This window comes from Neptuniibacter marinus, from assembly GCF_965223595.1.
In the GTDB taxonomy this organism is placed as follows: Bacteria; Pseudomonadota; Gammaproteobacteria; order Pseudomonadales; family Balneatricaceae; genus Neptuniibacter; species Neptuniibacter marinus.
Window position 1 is genome coordinate 1729769 of sequence record NZ_OZ245004.1, and the last position, 22110, is coordinate 1751878.

Annotated in this window: 17 protein-coding genes; 14 read left to right on the forward strand and 3 right to left on the reverse strand. The window is 43.8% G+C overall.

Features of this window, described 5'->3' with window-relative positions:
- Positions 1-102 precede the first annotated feature (102 nt).
- Together rlmKL and ACOQOE_RS08030 are read left to right on the forward strand one after the other, a co-directional pair.
- Complete coding sequence (gene rlmKL / locus ACOQOE_RS08025; RefSeq protein WP_420555395.1) at positions 103-2247, forward strand: bifunctional 23S rRNA (guanine(2069)-N(7))-methyltransferase RlmK/23S rRNA (guanine(2445)-N(2))-methyltransferase RlmL; 2145 nt, start codon at positions 103-105, stop codon at positions 2245-2247.
- 245 nt (positions 2248-2492) lie between these two features.
- Entirely contained in the window at positions 2493-3701 is a 1209-nt protein-coding gene (locus tag ACOQOE_RS08030; protein ID WP_420555396.1) for an ammonium transporter, read from the forward strand.
- A gap of 442 nt (positions 3702-4143) precedes the next feature.
- On the opposite strand, the gene gltA is transcribed toward ACOQOE_RS08030, so the two are convergent.
- Positions 4144-5421 carry a citrate synthase gene (gene gltA / locus ACOQOE_RS08035; protein WP_067866996.1) on the reverse strand — a complete coding sequence of 426 codons (1278 nt, stop codon included), beginning with the start codon at positions 5419-5421 and terminating at the stop codon, positions 4144-4146.
- Positions 5422-5852: 431 nt separating this feature from the next.
- Here gltA and sdhC point away from each other — a divergent pair, with 431 nt between their 5' ends.
- From sdhC to ACOQOE_RS08095, 12 genes are all read left to right on the forward strand, one after another.
- Positions 5853-6230 carry a succinate dehydrogenase, cytochrome b556 subunit gene (gene sdhC, locus ACOQOE_RS08040; protein WP_067866998.1) on the forward strand — a complete coding sequence of 126 codons (378 nt, stop codon included), beginning with the start codon at positions 5853-5855 and terminating at the stop codon, positions 6228-6230.
- The gene (sdhD, locus tag ACOQOE_RS08045; RefSeq protein WP_067867088.1) at positions 6224-6571 is read left to right on the forward strand and encodes a succinate dehydrogenase, hydrophobic membrane anchor protein; all 348 of its coding nucleotides are present in this window, start codon (positions 6224-6226) and stop codon (positions 6569-6571) included. Before sdhC ends, sdhD begins: the two co-directional genes overlap by 7 nt.
- A 3-nt stretch (positions 6572-6574) precedes the next feature.
- Positions 6575-8347, forward strand: a complete 1773-nt coding sequence (gene sdhA, locus ACOQOE_RS08050; RefSeq protein WP_420555397.1) for a succinate dehydrogenase flavoprotein subunit — start codon at positions 6575-6577, stop codon at positions 8345-8347.
- Positions 8348-8359: 12 nt separating this feature from the next.
- Positions 8360-9064, forward strand: a complete 705-nt coding sequence (locus ACOQOE_RS08055; protein ID WP_067867002.1) for a succinate dehydrogenase iron-sulfur subunit — start codon at positions 8360-8362, stop codon at positions 9062-9064.
- Between the two features lie 246 nt (positions 9065-9310).
- Positions 9311-12142: a 2-oxoglutarate dehydrogenase E1 component gene (locus tag ACOQOE_RS08060; protein ID WP_067867004.1), complete on the forward strand. Its 2832-nt coding sequence runs from the start codon at positions 9311-9313 to the stop codon at positions 12140-12142.
- Positions 12143-12200: 58 nt separating this feature from the next.
- Positions 12201-13409: a 2-oxoglutarate dehydrogenase complex dihydrolipoyllysine-residue succinyltransferase gene (gene odhB / locus ACOQOE_RS08065; protein WP_420555398.1), complete on the forward strand. Its 1209-nt coding sequence runs from the start codon at positions 12201-12203 to the stop codon at positions 13407-13409.
- Between the two features lie 41 nt (positions 13410-13450).
- A complete protein-coding gene (lpdA, locus tag ACOQOE_RS08070) occupies positions 13451-14887 on the forward strand; it encodes a dihydrolipoyl dehydrogenase (RefSeq protein ID WP_067867008.1) in 1437 nt (478 codons plus the stop codon).
- A gap of 147 nt (positions 14888-15034) precedes the next feature.
- The gene (gene sucC, locus ACOQOE_RS08075) at positions 15035-16201 is read left to right on the forward strand and encodes an ADP-forming succinate--CoA ligase subunit beta (RefSeq protein WP_067867010.1); all 1167 of its coding nucleotides are present in this window, start codon (positions 15035-15037) and stop codon (positions 16199-16201) included.
- Complete coding sequence (gene sucD, locus ACOQOE_RS08080) at positions 16201-17073, forward strand: succinate--CoA ligase subunit alpha (protein WP_067867012.1); 873 nt, start codon at positions 16201-16203, stop codon at positions 17071-17073. The genes sucC and sucD overlap by 1 nt, the downstream gene beginning before the upstream one ends.
- A gap of 135 nt (positions 17074-17208) precedes the next feature.
- Positions 17209-17841: a hypothetical protein gene (locus ACOQOE_RS08085; protein ID WP_156473698.1), complete on the forward strand. Its 633-nt coding sequence runs from the start codon at positions 17209-17211 to the stop codon at positions 17839-17841.
- A gap of 140 nt (positions 17842-17981) precedes the next feature.
- Complete coding sequence (locus ACOQOE_RS08090) at positions 17982-19445, forward strand: diguanylate cyclase (RefSeq protein WP_420555399.1); 1464 nt, start codon at positions 17982-17984, stop codon at positions 19443-19445.
- 70 nt (positions 19446-19515) lie between these two features.
- On the forward strand, positions 19516-20733 hold the full coding sequence (locus ACOQOE_RS08095; RefSeq protein WP_156473699.1) for an EAL domain-containing protein: 1218 nt from the start codon (positions 19516-19518) through the stop codon (positions 20731-20733).
- Here ACOQOE_RS08095 and ACOQOE_RS08100 read toward each other — a convergent pair.
- Together ACOQOE_RS08100 and purN are read right to left on the reverse strand one after the other, a co-directional pair.
- Positions 20730-21446, reverse strand: a complete 717-nt coding sequence (locus ACOQOE_RS08100) for a DUF3108 domain-containing protein (RefSeq protein ID WP_067867020.1) — start codon at positions 21444-21446, stop codon at positions 20730-20732. The genes ACOQOE_RS08095 and ACOQOE_RS08100 overlap by 4 nt on opposite strands.
- A gap of 12 nt (positions 21447-21458) precedes the next feature.
- Positions 21459-22109, reverse strand: a complete 651-nt coding sequence (gene purN, locus ACOQOE_RS08105) for a phosphoribosylglycinamide formyltransferase (RefSeq protein WP_067867022.1) — start codon at positions 22107-22109, stop codon at positions 21459-21461.
- Between the last annotated feature and the right edge of the window lies 1 nt (position 22110).

Below are 22110 nucleotides of genomic sequence, written 5' to 3' on the forward strand. Positions count from 1 at the left end.
CATTCATCAAGTTAGTTAATGAATAAGCATTTGTGATTGGTAATGATTTTTTTTCATTGCAATCGCAAGTTGAATGAAATACTTACAGAGTAAATGATTGCTATGAAACTGTTTTTGACATGCCCTAAAGGCCTTGAGTTGCTGCTTGAGGAGGAGTTACACCAGCTCGGTGTTGAGGATACCAAGCAAACAGTGGCGGGTGTGCAGTGTCATGGTGATCTTGAAGATGCTTACCGCATCTGTCTTTGGTCGCGTTTAGCTAACCGTGTATTGATGCCTGTTTATCAAGGGGATGCTGAAACGACAGAAGATCTTTATGGTGCCGTCCAGCAAGTGAGTTGGTTGGATCATATGCGTAGTGAAGGCACTTTGTTGATCGATTTTACGGGGCAGACTCGCGCAATTAATAATACCCATTTTGGTGCGCTAAAGGTTAAAGACGCTATTGTGGATCAGATACGTGATTTGACGGGCGCGCGCCCTAGTGTCGATAAGGTTGCTCCGGACTTGCGTATTAACGTGCGTATGCATCGTGGCAAAGTGACGGTGGCAATTGATCTTTCAGGTGATAGTTTGCATCGTCGTGCCTATAGATTACAGGCGGGACAAGCGCCGATGAAGGAGAACTTAGCGGCGGCTGTTTTACTTCGAAGTGGTTGGCCTACGCGTATCGCTGACTTTGATCTCTTACTGGACCCCATGTGTGGTTCAGGGACGTTACTGATTGAAGCGGCAATGATGGCTGCTGATATTGCGCCGGGCTTGCAGCGGAAGCGTTATGGCTTTTCCCGCTGGACGGGTCATCAAAAAGGGATATGGGATGAACTGGTTGCGGAAGCGAATGGGCGAAAAGCTAAGGGTTTATCTCAATTAGAGATCAGCTTAGTGGGCCGCGATGAAGATAAATCTGTATTAAGGTCCGCCCGACAAAATGCGGAACGAGCTGGAGTTGCTGGATTTATCGATTTTGCGGCCTGTCGAGTGGAAGACCTTGAACGCGAACAGTTGCCTCAGGGGGTAGGGTTGTTAGTTACTAATCCGCCTTACGGGGAGCGCTTAGGTGAAACCCAGCAGTTAATGTTTCTCTATCGTCACTTGGGTGACAAGTTAAAAGAGCAGTTTGCTGGTTGGACTGCCGCTATTTTCACGTCTAATCCTGACCTGTGTAAGGTGATGGGGATGCGTGCAGATAAACAATATAAGTTGTTTAATGGTGCGTTAGAAAGTCGCCTGTTTGTTTACCCAATCTCCGAGCATCGACCAGAGCAAAGGGAGCGCGAAGAGGAGGAAGTGGTGCCGTTGAGTGATGGTGCTCAAATGTTTGCAAATCGTTTATTAAAAAACAGAAAACAGTTAGCTAAATGGGTTAAGAAAGAGCAGATAGAGTGCTACCGGCTCTATGATGCGGATATGCCGGAATATTCGGTGGCGATCGATATTTATGGTGATGAAGTGCATGTTCAGGAATATGTTGCACCGAAAAAAATTGATCCAGTTAAAACCTTCTCACGATTACAGGAAGTGATGGCTGCGATCCCTGTTGCCTTAGATATCCCTGCTAATAAAGTGATTTTAAAGCAGCGTAAAAAGCAGCAAGGTTCAAATCAATATGAAAAACAGTCAGAGACTCATCGTTTTAAAGAGGTGAATGAGTACGGTTGTCGCTTATTAGTCAACCTACATGATTACCTTGATACGGGACTGTTTCTCGATCACCGCCCCATCCGCTATCGTATTCAGCAAGAATCAGCGGGTAAAGACGTTTTAAATCTGTTTTGTTATACCGGCACTGCATCAGTGCATGCTGCAAAAGGGGGCGCAAAAACGACGACCAGTATTGATATGTCTGCGACCTATCTAAATTGGGCAAAGCGCAATCTTGACCTTAACGGCTTTGATCAGGACGCGCATCAACAGGTGCAGGGTGATTGCCTTAAATGGCTGCGCATGCAGCGGCAGCCTGCTTATGATCTTATTTTTATGGACCCGCCTACCTTTTCGAATTCAAAGCGTATGGAGGGGGTGCTTGATGTGCAGCGAGATCATGTGGATATGGTTGATGCTGCAATGCGGTTATTGCGTAAAGAGGGTGTATTGTACTTTTCCAATAATTATAGACGCTTCAAAATAGATCACGATGCGTTAAGTGATTATGTTGTTGAAGATATAACTTACAGTACTTTAGATCCGGATTTTAAACGAAATCAGCGTATACATAGCTGCTTTAGAATTACTCATAAGCTGTAAGCTGTTTTTTAGTGCGATTGATCCTGTTTGGCATACTTAATGCTTTTAAATGGTGCATAAAAGCGTTGATTAATTGGCGACTAATGAGTTGGAAGCCCTGTGAAATAGGGGTTTTAGCTTATTTGGTCATAAATTCTATTCAATTAAAAGTATAAAAAAATGCTGATCTTGCATTGTATTGGTGCTAGCTAACTTATAGCGCACAGGTGCGGTGCATTTGCCGGATAAAAAACAGGAGACTGTCAGTGGAAAACGTCAATAGCGCTGTAGAGACGCTAGTCCAAAGTTCGAATACTTTATTTATCTTAATGGGCGCGATCATGGTGTTTGCCATGCATGCGGGTTTTGCCTTTTTAGAGGTAGGAACGGTTCGTCATAAAAACCAAGTGAATGCGCTGGTTAAAATTTTGACTGACTTTGCTTTCTCGGCGATGGCCTATTTCTTTATCGGCTATTGGGTTGCTTACGGTGTTACCTTTTTCTCTCCTGCATCTGAGCTGGCAACAAATAACGGTTATGAGCTGGTTAAGTTCTTCTTTTTGATGACTTTTGCTGCGGCTATTCCTGCAATCGTCTCTGGTGGTATTGCAGAGCGCGCTAAATTTTGGCCTTTCTTGTTGGCATCTTCGTTGATTGTTGCGTTTGTCTATCCGTTTTTTGAAGGGGTTATTTGGAACGGTAATTTTGGTTTTCAGGATTGGCTAGAGGCTAGTTTTGGTGCTGCTTTCCATGATTTTGCTGGGTCTGTGGTCGTGCATGGTATGGGTGGCTGGTTAGCGCTTGTTGCTGTCGTGATGTTGGGTATACGTAATGGGCGTTACAAAGGCGGGCGTTTAGTGGCCTTTCCTCCATCGAATATCCCCTTTTTGGCCTTGGGTTCTTGGATTTTATGTATTGGTTGGTTTGGTTTTAATGTGATGTCGGCCCAGACAATGGATGGTATTTCAGGACTGGTTGCTGTAAATACCTTGATGGCTATGGTGGGTGGCATCATTACGGCTCTGATTTTTGGTCGGAATGACCCTGGTTTTATTCATAACGGCCCCTTGGCAGGCTTAGTTGCCGTTTGTGCTGGGTCTGATGTTCTGCATCCTATGGGTTCTTTGGTTGTAGGGGCGATTGCAGGGGTTATTTTTGTGGGTTTATTTACCATTCAGCAGAATAAGTGGAAGATTGATGATGTGCTGGGTGTATGGCCGCTTCATGGCGTTTGTGGTGCTTGGGGTGGTATCGCTGTCGGTATTTTTGGGGCTGAGTCGCTGGGAGGGCTAGGTGGTGTGAGTTTGACCTCTCAAATGATTGGTACTGGGGCGGGTATTTTGGTTGCTGTTGTTGGTGGTGTTGTGGTTTATGGTGCTATTAAGTTGCTGTTAGGACTTCGGCTGACGCAAGAGGAAGAGTATAACGGTGCAGATTTGAGTATTCATAAGATTGAATCTACGTCTGATGCTTGAGTTGTTCTAGGTTGATTTGTGTGTGTCGGTCGTTCGCTGAGATGTGGTTAATTGGTCTAATTTAGAGTGGCACGTACTGTGTTGAATAAAAAACCGAGCCTAGGCTCGGTTTTTTTGTGTCATCATGATGCTTGTCTCTTTGCTTATCTGTGTCTTGGGTGATGTTGTGATAATAAATCATGTATCGCGTCTTTTGTCAGGGCTGTACTGGGTTTTCTATCGACAGCTTGGCTGTCCATATTGTTCGGCTAGAAAGCAGAGAAGGGTGGCTTGGTGAAGGTGCTGGTGGGTTTGTTGCTACGGGGTGAGCTCTTTTGTGCTTGTCCTGTGCGTTCGGGTCTATGTGTTGGGGTAGGAGAGTGCGTTGGTTCTGTGTAGATAGTGTAGATACAAAAAAGCCGCATATATGCGGCTTTTGTTAAGTGGCTGTGCGCATTAGGGTTTAGCCTGGGTATTTGCGCTGCACGGGGCCGGTATATAATTGGCGTGGGCGACCAATTTTGTTCGGGCTGCTGTGGAACTCGCTCCAGTGGGAGATCCAGCCGATTGTACGAGACAATGCGAAGATAACAGTGAACATGTTGGTTGGGATGCCAATCGCTTTTAAAATGATGCCAGAATAGAAGTCTACGTTTGGATAGAGTTTACGTTCTACAAAGTATTCATCTTCTAGGGCGATCTGCTCTAAGCGTTTGGCGATGCGTAGTAACGGATCGTTTTCGATACCGAGTTCTGCAAGTACTTCGTCACATGCTTTCTTCATAACTTTGGCGCGAGGGTCGAAGTTACGGTAAACACGGTGGCCGAAGCCCATTAGGCGGAACGGATCGTTCGGATCTTTCGCTTTAGCAACAAATTCTTCGATGTTAGATTCATCACCAATTTCTTCAAGCATTGTTAGTACGGCTTCGTTGGCACCGCCGTGAGCAGGCCCCCAAAGTGCTGCGATGCCTGATGCGATACATGCAAATGGGTTAGCACCGGATGAGCCAGCAAGGCGAACAGTAGACGTAGAGGCATTTTGCTCATGGTCTGCATGAAGTACGAAGATGCGATCCATTGCTTTTTCAAGGACAGGATTTACTTGGTACTCTTCGCAAGGTGTGCCAAACATCATTTGCAGGAAGTTGCCTGCATAGCTCAAGTCGTTACGTGGGTACATAAACGGCTGGCCATTCGAATATTTGAAACACATAGCTGCGATGGTTGGCATTTTTGCGATTAGGCGGTATGCACAAACTTCGCGATGGTGCTGATTATCGATATCAAGAGAATCGTGATAAAACGATGATAACGCGCCTACAACACCGCACATGATCGCCATTGGGTGGGCGTCGCGGCGGAAACCATTATAGAAATGGTTAAGTTGTTCGTGAACCATAGTATGGCTCTTGACCGTTTTAACAAAAGTCTCTTTTTGCTCAGGTGTTGGTAGTTCACCATTAAGAAGCAGGAAGCACACTTCCATGTAGTCAGATTTTTCTGCTAATTCATCAATTGGGTAGCCGCCGTGCAGAAGCACGCCTTTGCCGCCATCAATAAATGTAATGCTGGAGTCGCACGCTGCGGTAGATACAAAACCAGGATCGTAGGTAAACAAGCCTTTACCGGTCAGTGGACGGACATCAATTACATCAGGACCTAAAGTGCCAGAGTAAACTGGCAATTCAATAGTTCCTTCCATGCCATCGACCGTCAAATGTGCTTTCTTATCAGCCATTAAAAGGCTCCTATCATTATGTTTTAGTTCTATTCTGATTTACTGCTAACCAGATCTAAGAGTCTTGGCCCGATAAATTGGACCCCCACAATATAGAGTGTGAAAAAAGTTTGTCAATCCGATCAAGCGGGGTAATTATCGCAATGCAGCAAATTGTAAGCGTTTTTAACAGGAAACGGGTTGTGACTGAATTATCATTTGGTTGTACGACTTTTTATATGCCTGTTTTTGCTAGACAAAAGGCGAAGGTTGCCGTGTTTGCATTGTAATATCGAGGTGAAATGCTTATACTCTCGCCCCGAAGTTTGTCTCTACATTGTACTTCTAGTGGAGTTGATATGTAGGTTTAAGCTTGTGGAGCGAGGTACTTATCTTCAACACTTCCGAGCAACCGAGCCCTGCAAAGGGGCCGCAAAGTGTGAACAAGAGCCGTGAATAAGAAAAGACCTGTAAACTTAGATCTTCGAACAATCAAACAGCCGCTTCCGGCGATTACTTCTATTCTGCATCGTGCAACAGGTGTGGCGCTATTTTTTGGTGCCGTGTTTGCGATCTATGCATTAGGGTTATCCCTGGAATCTGAAGCTGGCTTCAATGAAGCAGTTGATATGTTTGAAAATGGCTTCATTGCGAAGCTTATTGCGTGGGGAAGTGTATCAGCTCTGCTGTATCACTTCTTCGCGGGCATAAAACACCTGGTAATGGACTTTGGCTACTGTGAAGAATTAGACAGTGGTTTATTGGCAGCAAAAGTGACCTTAGGTCTAGCTGCAGCAGCAGTCCTCATTTCGGGAGTATGGATATGGTAACTAGTATTACTAGCTTTGGTCGTAGCGGCCTTTATGATTGGATGGTACAGCGTGTAACTGCTGTAATCCTAGCGTGCTACACCGTATTTATGATTGGTTATCTGGCGTTTGGCGCTGAATTGACTTACGACATGTGGACGGAGCTTTTTCAGTGTACAGCGATGCGTATCTTTACCCTGCTAACACTGTTGTCCTTTGCCGCACATGTTTGGATTGGTATGTGGTCAGTGTCTACTGATTATATTAAACCGACCGGTATGCGTTTTGTGTTTCAGTCTGTTACTGGCCTGCTGACGTTTGTATACGTTGCGTGGGGCATCCAGATTTTGTGGGGTATTTAAACTATGTCTAAACTACGTACGCTTACTTTCGACGCAATTGTTGTCGGTGGCGGTGGTGCAGGCATGCGTGCCGCACTTCAGCTTGCACAGAGTGGCTTGAACACTGCTTGTGTAACAAAAGTATTCCCAACGCGTTCTCACACTGTGTCTGCACAGGGTGGTATTACTTGTGCTATCGCAAGTAATGATCCAAATGATGATTGGCGTTGGCACATGTACGATACCGTTAAAGGTTCTGATTATATCGGTGACCAAGACGCGATCGAATATATGTGTTCTGTTGGCCCTCAGGCGGTATTTGAGTTAGACCATATGGGTCTGCCTTTTTCTCGTACTGAAACAGGTCGTATTTATCAGCGTCCATTCGGTGGTCAATCCAAAAATTTTGGTGAAGGTGGTCAGGCTGCTCGTACATGTGCTGCAGCAGACCGTACAGGTCATGCACTGCTTCATGCGCTTTATCAGGGCAATATGAAAGCAGGTACTACCTTTTTAAACGAATGGTATGCGGTTGATCTTGTTAAAAATGATGACGGTGCGGTTGTTGGTTGTATCGCTATCTGTATTGAAACAGGTGAAACTGTTTATATTAAGGCTAAAGCTACCGTTCTAGCGACCGGTGGTGCAGGCCGTATCTATTCTTCTACTACTAACGCTCTTATCAATACTGGTGACGGTATGGGTATGTCTCTGCGTGCAGGTGTTCCTGCCCAAGACATGGAGATGTGGCAGTTCCATCCAACCGGTATTGCGGGCGCAGGTGTGCTAGTAACTGAAGGTTGTCGTGGTGAAGGTGGGTACCTGATCAACAAAGACGGCGAGCGATTTATGGAGCGTTATGCACCAAATGCTAAAGATTTAGCAGGTCGTGATGTTGTTGCACGCTCCATGATTCTAGAAATTCTAGAAGGTCGTGGTTGTGGTGAAGATGGTGATCACGTTTACCTTAAAATGGATCACTTGGGTGAAGAGGTTCTTCATTCTCGTCTTCCTGGTATCTGTGAGTTGTCCAAAACGTTTGCGGCGACAGATCCTGTTGTTAAGCCAATTCCGGTTGTGCCAACTTGTCACTACCAGATGGGTGGTGTAGCTACCAATATCGGTGGTCAAGCAATTGCGCCGGATGCTGAGGGTAATGACCATATTGTTGACGGTCTTTATGCTTGTGGTGAAGTTGCATGTGTATCTGTGCATGGTGCAAACCGCCTAGGTGGTAACTCTCTACTTGATCTGGTTGTCTTTGGTCGTGCTGCTGGTATGCAGATCGAACAACAGATGCGCGATGGCTATGAAGTTAAGAATGCTACTGAAGAAAATATCGAAGAAGCTATGGCTCGTTTGAATCGCCTGAACAATTCAACAGGTGGTGAGAGTGTTGCTGATGTTCGTAAAGAACTACAGAGCACGATGCAGCTATACTTCGGTGTATTCCGTGATGGCGAAAGTATGAAGAAAGGTCTGAAGCTGCTTGAAGGAATTCGAGAGAAGATCAATAACTTGCATCTTGAAGATAAGAGTCAGGCATTTAATACGGCGCGTATTGAAGCACTTGAATTGGAAAACCTATTTGAAGTTGCTGAAGCTACAGCTATTGCTGCAGAGATCCGTAAAGAATCTCGTGGCGCGCATGCGCGTAACGATTATACTGAACGTGATGATGAGAACTGGCTGTGTCACTCGGTTTATTTCCCGGGTGAGAAAGAGGTTCGTAAGCGTGCAGTAAACTTTGCGCCTAAGACAATGGAACCATTCCCACCTAAAATTCGTACTTACTAAGGAGCTTCTATCATGTTGGTTAGTGTATATCGCTACAATCCTGAGACAGATGATGCTCCTTACATGCAGGATATCCATATCGATATTCCTGGTGGTAAGGACATCATGGTTCTTGATCTTTTGCAGTTGTTGAAAGATAAAGATCCATCAATGGCTTATCGTCGCTCATGCCGTGAAGGTGTGTGTGGTTCTGATGGTATGAACATGAATGGCGTTAATGGCCTTGCATGTATCACGCCGTTGTCTGCTGTTGTTAAAGATGACAAGTTGGTATTGCGCCCACTTCCAGGTCTTCCGGTTATTCGTGATTTGGTTGTTGATATGGGTCAGTTCTACAAAGCATATGAGAAGATCAAGCCTTTCTTGATCAACGATACACCACCGCCAGCAATCGAGCGCTTACAGTCGCCCGAAGATCGTGCTGAGCTGGATGGTTTGTATGAATGTATTCTTTGTGCCTGCTGTTCTACTGCTTGCCCATCTTTTTGGTGGAATCCAGATAAATTCATTGGTCCATCGGGTTTGCTTCAGGCATACCGCTTCTTGGCTGATAGCCGAGATACTGCGACCCGTGAACGTTTGGCTGATTTGGATGATCCGTTCAGCGTATTCCGCTGCCACGGTATCATGAACTGTGTTGCGGTTTGTCCTAAAGGGCTTAACCCAACTAAGGCAATCGGAAAAATCCGGAATATGTTGCTCTCTCAGGCGACTTAAGTCTAAGAAAACGGTGCCATTGGGCACCGTTTTTTTTGTTCAGACAAAAAAATAATATTTTTGTAAAAAAATTACTATATTCGCATAAAGAATTATTAAAGGTTGAGCATAAAAGCTTTACTATAGTACTCCCGAGACAGTAGTTACTGTTTGATCGGGTGAATGAAGGTAACTCAAAGAGGGGCGATATCTCGTCGGATGATCCCGACAGAATCGACAGAGCCTCCAGAGCCAGGGTGATCAAGAATGCAAGAAAGCATCATGGATCTCATGTGGAAGAATGCACATCTATATGGTGGCAATCTTTCCTACGTTGAAGAACTGTATGAAACATACCTAATGGACCCTAATGGGGTTCCTCAGGAGTGGAGAGAAGAGTTTGATCGTTTACCTAAGGTAGGCGATAACCTAACGCAGGATGTACCCCATTCGGCTATTAGGGAACATTTTCTTTACTTATCAAAAAACCAGAAGCGAGCAGCACCGGTTTCTGCGAGTTCAGTGAGTTCTGAACACGAGAAAAAGCAGGTCCGTGTGTTGCGAATGATTAACGCATACCGTGTACGAGGACATCAGATTGCGAACATCGATCCGTTAGGGATGATGCAACGTGAAGATGTGCCCGATTTGGATCTGCGCTTTCATGAGCTTTCAGAAGCAGATTACGACACAACTTTCCAGCTGGGATCTCTGTTCTTCGGACCAGAAGAAGCGCCCCTTAAAGATATTGTTGCGGATCTGAAGAAAACTTACTGTTCAACAGTAGGTGCTGAGTATATGCATATTGTTGATACTCAGGAAAAACGTTGGTTGCAGTCTCGGATAGAACCTGTGCGTTCCCATCCAGAAGCGCCGATCGAAAAGAAAAAGATGATTCTAGAGCGCTTAACAGCGGCTGAAGGTCTAGAAAAGTATTTAGGTTCACGCTATGCCGGGGCTAAACGCTTCGGTCTTGAAGGTGGTGAATCAATGATCGTTGCCTTAAATACGTTGATACAACGTGCAGGTAAGCAAGGCGCGAAAGAGGTTGTTATTGGGATGGCTCACCGTGGCCGTCTTAATACCTTGGTGAACATTTTTGGTAAGAGCCCCTCTGAACTTTTTGACGAATTTGAAGGCAAGAAAACCTTAGATACATCAGGTGATGTAAAGTACCACCAAGGTTTTTCCTCAAATGTTGAGACGGGTGGAGGGGAGGTGCACATTGCGATGGCCTTTAACCCATCCCATCTTGAGATCTCTGCGCCTGTTGTCGAAGGGTCTGTACGTGCACGTCAAGATCGCCGCGAAGACCTTATAGGTAACACTGTTGTGCCCGTAAACATCCATGGTGACCAAGCATTCTGTGGTCAAGGTGTTGTTATGGAGACATTCCAAATGTCTCAGACCCGTGCTTATAAAACGGGTGGTACAATTCACATTGTTGTCAATAACCAAGTTGGTTTTACAACATCGAAGCAAGAAGATTCTCGTTCTACTGAATATTCTACTGATGTAGCGAAGATGATTCAGGCACCTATTTTCCATGTTAATGGTGATGATCCTGAAGCGGTTCGTTTTGTAACTCAGTTAGCGGTTGATTACCGTAACGAATTTAAGAAAGACGTGGTTATCGATCTTTTCTGCTACCGTCGTCGTGGTCATAACGAAGCGGATGAGCCATCTGGTACTCAGCCGTTGATGTATGCACAGATTAAGAAACAAGCGACGACACGTGAACTTTATGCTCAAAAACTTATTTCTGAAGGTGTTGTTACATCTGAAGAAAGTAAAGCATTGGAAAAAGAGTATCGTAAGCTGCTAGAAAACGGTGAGCATACAGTTAAGTCTCTTATTCATGAGCCTAATACTGAGTTGTTTGTAGACTGGAAGCCTTATCTTGGACATGCGTGGTCTTTTGACTGTGAAACTAAGGTGGATTATAAGTTACTGCAGGAGCTGGGCGATAAGATTTGCGTAATTCCTGAAGGCTTTGTGGTTCAGCGCCAAGTCCAGAAAATCATAGATGACCGCAAGCGCATGGCGCATGGCGCTATGGAGCTGAACTGGGGTATGGCTGAATCTTTGGCTTATGCAACGATCTTGGCTGAAGGTCACCCTGTTCGTCTTACTGGTCAAGATGTTGGGCGTGGTACATTCTCACATCGACATGCTGTACTACATGACCAGAAAACGGCAGATACCTTCCTGCCTTTGCAAAACCTTTCTGAAGAGCAGCCTTCATTAACCTTGCATGATTCTTTCTTGTCTGAGGAAGCGGTGCTTGCGTTTGAATATGGTTATTCAACGACTATGCCGAATGCGTTAGTCATTTGGGAAGCTCAGTTTGGTGATTTTGCCAATGGCGCACAAGTTGTAATTGATCAGTTTATTACATCAGGTGAGCATAAGTGGCAGCGTTTGTGTGGTTTGACAATGCTTCTGCCCCATGGCTTTGAAGGTCAAGGGCCTGAGCATTCATCCGCACGTTTAGAACGTTATCTGCAGCTTTGTGCTGAGCACAATATTCAGGTTTGTACGCCAACGACACCGGCACAAATTTTCCATCTGCTACGTCGTCAGGTGATACGCCCTCTACGTAAGCCACTAATTATTATGTCTCCGAAAAGTTTGCTTAGGCATAAACAGGCTACATCTACACTTGAAGAACTTTCCGAAGGTAGTTTCTTACCGGTTATCAGTGAAACAGATTCGCTTGATCCAAAGAAAGTTAAGCGTTTGGTTCTTTGTGGAGGTAAGGTTTATTACGATCTTTATAACCGTCGTGCGGAACTGGAAAAAGACGATGTGGCAATTGTTCGTATCGAGCAGCTATATCCATTCCCTGAAGATGCGTTGAAAGAAGCGATGGCTCCTTTTACAAACCTTGAGACTGCTGTTTGGTGTCAGGAAGAGCCAATGAACCAAGGTGCATGGTACTCAATGCAGCATCATATGCGCCACGTTCTTAATATTCATGATAGTAAATTGCACCTGGAAGGCGTTGCTCGTCCAGCGTCTGCGGCACCAGCAGTTGGATATCTATCTGTCCATGCTGAGCAGCAAGAAGCATTAGTAAATGAAGCTATTAACGGTTGATCAGGCGATTAACCATAATTTTTAATCGCCTGACGGTGATAACGATAAAGGAAAAAATATGTCCATCGAAATCAAAGCGCCGACGTTCCCTGAATCAGTAGCAGACGGCACAATTGCAACTTGGCACAAACAACCTGGTGAAGCGTGCTCTGCTGATGATCTGATTGTAGATATCGAAACTGATAAAGTTGTTTTAGAAGTTGTAGCACCTGAAGATGGTGTAATCGCTGACATCCTAAAAGGTGAAGGTGAGACAGTTTTAAGTGATGAAGTAATCGCTCATTTCACGGCGGGTGCTGCGGGTAGCGCAGCTCCTGCTACTGAAGCAGTAGCTGAATCTACGGGTGATGCAGATAAAGTAGGGCCTGCAGCGCGTAAGTTGATTGAAGAGAACGGCTTAGATGCTTCTGCTATCCCAGGTACTGGGAAAAACGGTGGTATCACTAAAGAAGATGTTCAAAACTTTATGAAAAATGGTGTTCCTGCACCAGCCCCAGCAGCTGCCGCGCCTGTTCCAGCGGCCGCAGCTCCAGCAGCACCAAGCGTGAATGTCGCTGTAGGTGAGCGTGTAGAGAAGCGAGTTCCTATGACGCGTCTACGTGCGACAATCGCTAAACGTCTTGTTGAAGCTCAGCAAAATGCAGCGATGTTGACGACGTATAACGAAGTTAATATGAAGCCTGTTATGGAACTTCGTAAACAGTATAAAGATCTGTTTGAGAAAACTCATAATGGAACACGTTTAGGTTTTATGTCTTTCTTTGTGAAAGCAGCAACCGAAGCGCTTAAAAAATTCCCAGCTGTAAACGCGTCAATCGATGGGAACGATATGGTTTACCACGGATATCAGGATATTGGTGTTGCCGTATCAACTGAACGTGGTCTTATGGTTCCTGTTCTTCGTGATACTGATGCTATGAGCTTAGCTGATGTAGAAAGCACGATTGCCGATTTTGGTAAGCGTGGCAGAGACGGTAAATTGGGAATGGATGATATGCAAGGTGGTACATTCACTATTACCAATGGTGGCGTGTTTGGATCCTTGATGTCTACACCTATCCTGAACCCACCACAGACTGCGATCTTGGGTATGCATAAAATTCAAGAGCGTCCTATGGCGGTGAATGGCCAGGTTGAAATCTTACCAATGATGTATCTAGCTCTGTCATATGATCACCGTATGATTGATGGTAAGGAAGCTGTACAATTCCTAGTGACTATTAAAGATCTCCTGGAAGATCCTGCACGTATGCTCCTGGAAGTCTAAAGTCAGTCCTTAACAAGTATAGAGTGAAGATAGGGTAAAACATGTCTGATAAATTTGACGTTATTGTTATTGGTGCAGGTCCTGGCGGTTACGTAGCTGCTATTCGTGCAGCTCAGCTTGGTTTAAAAACTGCTTGTGTTGAAAAGTGGATAGATGAAAAAGGTGCCGCAGTTTTAGGCGGAACATGCCTGAACGTTGGTTGTATCCCTTCAAAAGCTTTACTAGAGTCTACGCACCAGTTTCATAATGCCCAGCACGCTGATGTGCATGGGATTATGACTAGCGATGTAACCATGGATGTTAAAAAAATGGTTGCGCGTAAGGACTCCATCGTTAAAAACCTAACGGGTGGTATTGCCGGTCTGTTTAAAGCGAACGGTGTTACTGTTCTTCAGGGGATGGGTAAGCTACAGGGCAATAAGCAGGTTGAAGTAACGGCTGCGGATGGCTCTACTAGTACTTATGCCGCTGACAATGTGATTTTGGCAACAGGTTCTGTTCCTGTTGAGATTCCTCCTGCTCCTTTAACAGAAGGTTTGATTCTTGATAACGAAGGCGCACTAAATATCGATGAAACACCTAAACGTTTAGGTGTTATTGGTGCCGGTGTTATCGGTCTTGAAATGGGTTCTGTTTGGGCGCGTTTAGGTACTGAAGTTACCGTACTTGAAGCAATGGATGATTTTCTGGCTCTGACAGATAAAGACGTTGCTAAAGAAGCGGCTAAACTTTTTAAGAAACAGAAGCTAGATATTAAGCTAGGTGCCCGTTGTACAGGTACTGAGATCATTGACGGTAAAGAAGTGAAAGTTAAGTTCGCTGATGCCGAAGGTGATAAAGAGATTGTCGTTGATAAGCTGATTGTTGCTGTTGGCCGTAAGCCTCAGACTCAAGGTCTATTAGCTGATGACTCTGGCGTGAACTTAGATGAGCGTGGTTTCATCTTTGTGAACGAGCAGTGTGAAACGGGTGTTCCAGGTGTTTACGCTATTGGTGACTCTGTGCGTGGTCCAATGTTGGCGCATAAAGCATCAGAAGAGGGCATCATGGTTGCAGATATTATTGCAGGTCATCATGCCCAGCTTAATTATGATGTTATTCCTAATATTATTTACACGCACCCTGAATTGGCGTGGGTAGGTAAAACAGAGCAGGAACTTAAAGCTGAAGGCGTAAAAGTGAAAGTGGGTAAATTCCCATTTGCTGCCTCTGGCCGTGCAATGGCTGCTAACGAAACTGAAGGTTTTGTTAAAATTATTGCATGTGAAGAGACTGATCGTATTTTGGGCGTTCATATGGTTGGCGCTATTGCGTCCGAATTGATCGGCCAAGCGGCAATTGCTATGGAATTCTGCTCTAGTGCAGAAGATCTGCAATTGACTGTCTTTGCTCACCCAACAGTGAGTGAAGCCATTCATGAAGCAGCCTTAGCGGTTGATGGTCACGCCATTCATATGGCGAACCGCAAAAAACGCTAATAATTTAGTGTTTTGACTCGGCTAGCTGCAACGGCGCAGCTAGCTGTTTAGCAATACTTGTTGTTGAACCCAACAGGGCTGTTACGAAAGCGTATTTAGACTTTCGATACAGAAAAATCATATAGTGACAACACAACGGATTAGAGCATGAATCTTCATGAGTACCAGGGCAAACAGCTGTTTGCCGAATATGGTCTGCCGGTTTCTAAAGGAATCGCGGTAGATACTCCGGAAGCTGCTGCGGCAGCGGCTGAGAAAATTGGCGGTGATAAGTGGGTTGTTAAAACGCAGGTTCACGCAGGTGGCCGCGGTAAGGCTGGCGGCGTAAAGCTGGTTGATTCTCCTGCTGAAGCATCTGAATTTGCAGCTAACTGGCTTGGTAAAAACCTTGTTACTTATCAGACTGATGCTAATGGGCAGCCGGTAGCAAAAATTTTGGTTGAAGACTGTACTGATATCGCTAATGAGCTTTATCTTGGCGCAGTAGTTGACCGTTCTTCTCGTCGTATTATTTTCATGGCATCTACTGAAGGTGGCGTTGAAATTGAGAAGGTTGCTGAAGAAACTCCTGAGAAAATCCTGAAAGCTGAAATTGATCCTTTAACGGGTGCTCAGCCATATCAGGGTCGTGAACTAGCGTTTAAATTAGGTCTACAAGGTGACCAGATTAAGCAGTTCGTTCATATTTTTCTTGGTCTAGCAAAAATGTTCGAAGAGAAAGATCTTGCATTACTTGAGATCAACCCTCTTGTTATTACTGATGCAGGTAACCTGCACTGCCTAGACGCTAAAGTAGCGATTGATGGTAATGCTGTATACCGTCATAAAGATCTTCAGGCGATGCATGATCCATCTCAAGAAGATGAGCGTGAAGCACATGCTGCTGAGTGGGATCTGAACTATGTTGCTCTAGATGGCACTATTGGCTGCATGGTTAACGGTGCAGGCCTAGCAATGGGTACGATGGATATCGTTGCGTTGCACGGAGGCTTCCCAGCTAACTTCCTTGATGTTGGCGGCGGTGCGACTAAAGAACGTGTTACTGAAGCGTTCAAATTGATCCTTGCTGATGACAAAGTTAAAACAGTATTAGTTAACATCTTTGGTGGTATCGTACGTTGCGACCTAATTGCTGAAGGTATTATTGGTGCTGTTAAAGAAGTTGGGGTAAACGTACCGGTTGTAGTACGTCTGGAAGGTAACAATGCTGAACTAGGTTCTAAATTATTAGCTGAATCTGGTCTTGATATCATCGCAGCTACTAGCTTGACTGACGCAGCACAGCAGGCAGTAAACGCAGCGGAGGGTAAATAATGTCCGTTTTGATTAATAAAGACACCAAAGTAATCTGTCAGGGTTTCACTGGTGGTCAGGGTACCTTCCACTCTGAACAAGCAATTGCCTATGGCACTAAAATGGTTGGCGGTGTTACACCAGGTAAAGGTGGTTCTACTCACCTAGGTCTACCTGTATTTAACACGGTTGCTGAAGCTGTTGCTGAAACAGGTGCCGAAGCGTCTGTTATCTATGTTCCTGCTCCTTTTTGTAAGGATTCTATCCTTGAAGCAGCGAATAGTGGAATTAAGCTGATCGTTTGTATCACTGAACATATTCCTGTTATGGATATGCTTCAGTGTAAAGTTAAATGTGACGAGCTAGGCGTGCGCCTAATCGGCCCTAACTGCCCAGGTGTTATTACGCCAGGCGAATGTAAAATTGGTATTATGCCAGGTCACATTCACTTACCGGGTAAAGTTGGTATCGTTTCTCGTTCAGGTACGTTGACTTACGAAGCTGTGAAGCAGACTACAGATGCTGGCTTTGGTCAGTCTACCTGTGTAGGTATTGGTGGTGACCCAATTCCAGGTTCTAACTTCATTGATATTTTGGAAATGTTCCAGAATGATCCACAGACTGAAGCGATTGTTATGATCGGTGAAATCGGTGGTACAGCTGAAGAAGAAGCGGCTGCTTATATCAAAGCAAATGTAACTAAGCCTGTTGTATCTTACATTGCTGGTGTTACTGCACCTGCAGGTAAGCGTATGGGTCATGCCGGTGCAATTATCTCTGGCGGTAAAGGTACTGCTGATGAGAAATTTGCAGCCCTAGAGGATGCAGGTGTTAAGACTGTACGTTCTTTGGCTCAAATCGGTGATGCTTTGAAAGAACTTACAGGCTGGTAAGCTACCTCCTGTTAAGAAAAAGGCAGCTTCGGCTGCCTTTTTTTGTTTTAGCTTATTACTGTTTAGTTTGACGACTGGATAATCCAGCAACTATTGTGATGTTAACCGTAATTAGACGATTGTTGATTGATGCTTATGAATAAAACTATTGTATTAGGTGGTGTAGCTGCGGCGGCTGTTCTTGTTGCTGCGGGGGTTGGCTTTTATTGCTATATGCTTAAAGCTGAATTGTCAGAGTACAAAAAGCTTGGTGATCTGGCGTCTATGCAGCAATTTAGTCAAGAGAACTATGATTTAACAAAAGAAAATAAAACATTACAGGGCTCGATTGATAAGATCCAAAAAGGGTTTCTTAACTATCGAAAAAACGAGTTGCTTGAGGCTGAGCGTCGTACAGAAAGACGTGTTGAAACGGCTATCGCTTCTTTTACGCCTATTTCAGGACCTTATGTGTTCACGGCTATAGCTGCGTTAGAGCAGCGAGAGTTATGTGCACATACTCAGCAGTTGGTTCAGTTAGAGGCTGAGCTTTTTGAGAGTTCAGATCCAGCTGTTGTGATGCAGCAGAATAAAGTTTGCTCTGTTCGTTTAGAGCGGAAATTAATTCCTTTGTTTAAATATCAAATGCTTAGGGTTCGGGCTGGAATGACTGGATCACTGCAACATTTAAGAATTGATGCAGAAAAGAAATTTGTTAGTGCACGAGAGCTATTATCTAAGTGGCAAATTCCAGTCGAGAAAGAGTTAGACTCCTACACTAAGTTTTAACTGTCTGTATTTTCATATGTCTAAGGAGGAAGATTATTTATAGTCTGATACAGAGAGTTTTATTTCTTTGGTCTGTTTATTGCTTTAATTCGTAATCGAGCTGTTTTGAAAAAAATAGTGATATCAAAAGGACCGGTCTTATGGCGCATGGAGCTTTGAGCAACCCCTATAAAGGGAAAGGCGTTATAACTATTGTTATATGCTTCTTTTTGGTGCTTGATTGCACTGCTTTGGGCATAAATTTCTTCATTACTCAGCAAGTTGAAGATGATGCATTGGCCATAAATATAGCTGGCAGACAGAGAATGTTGTCGCAGCGAATGACGAAAGTTTTACTTTTGATGTCCGATGATCAGATGAGTTCAGTTAGCTATAAAAAAGAGTTGGAGTATGTCTATAAATTATTCCTCTCTACATTGGTTGTTTTTGAAGAGGGTGGCGATGCTGTTGGCGGTTTAGGTGATAGTAAAAAATTTCCAGGTTTGTCAGACCCTATTGCTCTGCAGTTTGTATCTGAAACCCGTGGGTTGATTGATAAGTTAGGTTTACATATAGAAAAGCTGCTTGAGAATCCTGAAGATCAAGTCGCTTTTAATAGCGCATTAGAGATCAGTAAAAACAGTAATTTAAAAATGCTGGGTCTTATGAATGCCTTAACTTTTCGTATTGAGCAGATGGCGGCAGAGAAGACAACGAGCCTGCGCTGGGTTCAGGCATTTGCTTTTGTGTTAGCGTTATTGAATTTTGCGATCATTGTTAGGCTCTATAACAAACGTTCGGAAGAGACAGAAATGTTAATGCAAAGCTTCATACATTTAGTCAATAGTGCTGCAGCTTGTTTGATTGTCTTTAATGAAAAAGGTGAAGTTCAGTTTGCCAATGCTATGAGCTTGGAAAAGTTTGGTTATTCAAAAAAGGGCTTTTTGACGCTGACCGAGAGTCAGCTTTTTCGAGTCGAGAATGATGAAACCTTTGCTATTACTGCAACCGGTGAGGCTATAAAAATTGAATTATTAAAACGTAGCTTTGTCTTAAATGGAAAGAAGTTTTTGATAACGACGATCAATGATATTAGCCACCATATGAAGGTCCAGGAACATTTATCTTATCTTGCCAGCCATGATCTTCTTACGGGGATTGGTAATAGACGAGGCTTGTTAGATAGATTGGAACTCGAGGTGGCTAGAGCTGAGCGATATGAAGGTAAGTTAGGGGTTTTCTTTATTGATCTTGATAAGTTTAAGCCAGTAAATGACCTGTTTGGGCATGGGGTTGGTGATATGCTTTTGAAGAAATTTTCTAATCGATTAAAAAATGCTGTTAGGAAATCAGATTTTGTTGCTCGTTATGGTGGGGATGAATTTGTAGTTTTAATGATAGATGTAAAAGATGATGAGGCTTTTGAAAGTTGTCGTAAGGCGATAGGCGATGTTTTTCAAAGACCTTTTGATTGGGAGGGAGAAGAGATCTTTTTGGATTGTAGTGTGGGTGTATCAACTTATCCTGCAGATTCTAAAGATAGTTACGATCTTCTATTGCTTGCTGATCAACGTATGTATGAATCTAAAAAAAATAAACGCAAAGTTAGTTCAGTATCTTCGTGAATTTCAATTATTGATTTGGGATTAAGTGTTCCAAATTGGTTTAGAGTTAAGTAAGAGTAGAGTTTTATATATGAGCGTTACAGTTTTTCCTTATTTTCAGCCTATTATTGAAACGGCTACAGGGCGTATAGCCGGTTATGAAGCTCTAGCGCGCATGGAGGATGCTGCGGGTAACGTTGTTTCAGCAGGTGGTCTGTTTTCGGATCATACGATTGACGTTAAAGAGCGTATTATGTTGGATAGGGATGTTCGCCTAAAAGCGTTAAAGCAGCTTGAAAATCTTCCGGATGATACGTTTTTAAGCATAAACATCTCTCCCGAATGGCTGCAGTATTTAGAGTCTTTAGATAATCTACCAACCCTTGAGATGATTAAGTCGCTTGCGGCGGATAGCTCAAAAGTTGTTATAGAAATTACAGAGCTTGATGGTGACCTTGATGTGATTGAGCGTTTAGTGGATCGCTATCGTGAACAAGGGTTTAGAGTTGCTATAGATGATTTTGGTACCGGTTTCTCTCAACTTGATCGAATAGCGTTGTTAAAACCCGATATTATTAAGCTTGATATGACGCTTATAAAGAGCGGTGCTGAAGATAATCGTAGGTCATCCATGATACAGATGTTGGGTGAATTAGCGTCTAAACTTGGTAGTAAAGTACTGTGTGAAGGCGTGGAAACGGAAGATGAGTATTACTTAGCATTGAGTTGTAATGCGGTTTACGTTCAAGGTTTTTTGTTTTCAGCTGCCACTGAGAAAATGGAAGCGCCAGATAGTACAGTCGTAAAGGTAAGCAACTTATTAAGCCACTACCGTGATCGTGCTATAGAGGCAACCTCACGTAGTCATTGGCGAGCGGATAAAATAAAAGCGGAGCTATTATCTCTTCGCGAGGTGCTAAGGGCTGCAAATGATGATGGGGGTTTAGAGCATTTTGTTGCTGCAGACCACCTGTTACGTTTTTATCTTTGTGACCGGTTAGGGAATCAGATCTCACCCAACTATGAAAATAGTGATAAAGGTTGGATCAAGGATAATAGCCATAACGGATATAATTGGAGTTGGCGGCCATACTTTTTTGAGCTATTAGGCTCTACTGATACACAAAGTCGTTTGGTTTTTTCTGAACCTTATCAAGATATCCATACGGGTCTTAGAGCTCAAACGGCTGTTTTATTTCTAGATAATTCCAGAATTCTATTGGCCGATTTGAGAGATGAGCAGCGGGAATCAGATCTGTTTAGCCGGTTTAGTGCAATGCCTGCAGGCTGGATTCCTGAAATAGATTAATTAGAGTTTAGCTCTTTCAGTAATAGAGTATAAGCTTTATCTTTTTTCTCTATTTGTTTGAGCTTAATTATTTGATAATTGAGTTCTGGGGCAAACCAGATGTAGGTTTGCCTTGGGCTGTTTGCTTCACGAACCCGCTTTACTCTAATCGTTTTATAGATGCCTATAGGGGCTTCAATTACCTCTTGGCCATCTACTTGGAATTTATACTCTTTTAAAATACCGCCATCGGCAACTTGATAGGTAAAACTGGTTTCCCCTTTAGCTAGCTCCTGCTGGAGTAGCATTTGATAACTTATTTTATCTTGTACGCCGGGGGTCACATCCATCTGCCAAGGTTTATCGTCTACTTCATTGGTAACACGATTATTTTCCCAGTCAAAGCTGATTTCTGCGTTACGTTTTTTGCCAAAAACGCTGCGCTTAAATGTGTAATGAATAGGGGAGAGGGCTTTGTTATTCCATTGAAAGTGGCTTTTTTCGAATATGCTGGCAAACATCGAGTTGGCTTTAGATTCGAACGTCCAACTATCATCGGATGACTTTTTTAGTTGGCGAATTGTGTCTCCACTCACTGAGATAGGGCCATCCCAATCTAATTCATAAGATGCTGTAAAAGGTTTAAATACAGATACGTCAGCATGAAGAGGGGTAGTTAAGAAGAAAAGAGAGGCTAAAAGTATAAGTGGCGTCCTCAATGAAATTCTAAACATAATTATATCCTCTTAATCTAATGGAGCCACTTGATAGCCTTGCGATGGCAGGGTATTACCATCCATAAGTATCCCGCTTTGAGTCCAGATTAACTTATTAGCACAGTATAACTCAACGGCAAGTGGATATATTACATGCTCAATAGCATGTACTTTTTGCTGTAAGCTCTCTTCATTATCATCCATAGTGACACTGACTTTACCCTGAACAGCAAGGGGGCCCCCATCAAGCTCTTCAGTCACAAAATGTACAGTGCAGCCGTGTTCTTTGTCACCCGCTTCAATCGCACGCTTATGTGTATGTAAGCCTTTATACTTAGGGAGTAAGGATGGGTGGATATTAAGCATCCGTCCTTGATAATGACGAACAAAGTCCGGTGTTAGAATCCGCATGAAACCAGCAAGTACAATAAGGTCAGGTTGATACTGATCTATCTCTTTAATCATCGCTTGATCAAAGCTGAGGCGATCTTCAAAGTCAGTATGTTTTAACGTGATTGCTGGAATATTAGCATTTTGGGCGCGCTGCAAGCCAAAAGCCTCGGCTTTATTGCTAAGAACAGCTTCGATACGGCCATTGATCTGGCCTGTATCGATAGCGTCCATTATAGCTTGCAGATTCGAACCACTACCTGAAATCAGGACAACGATTCTTTTGGTCATA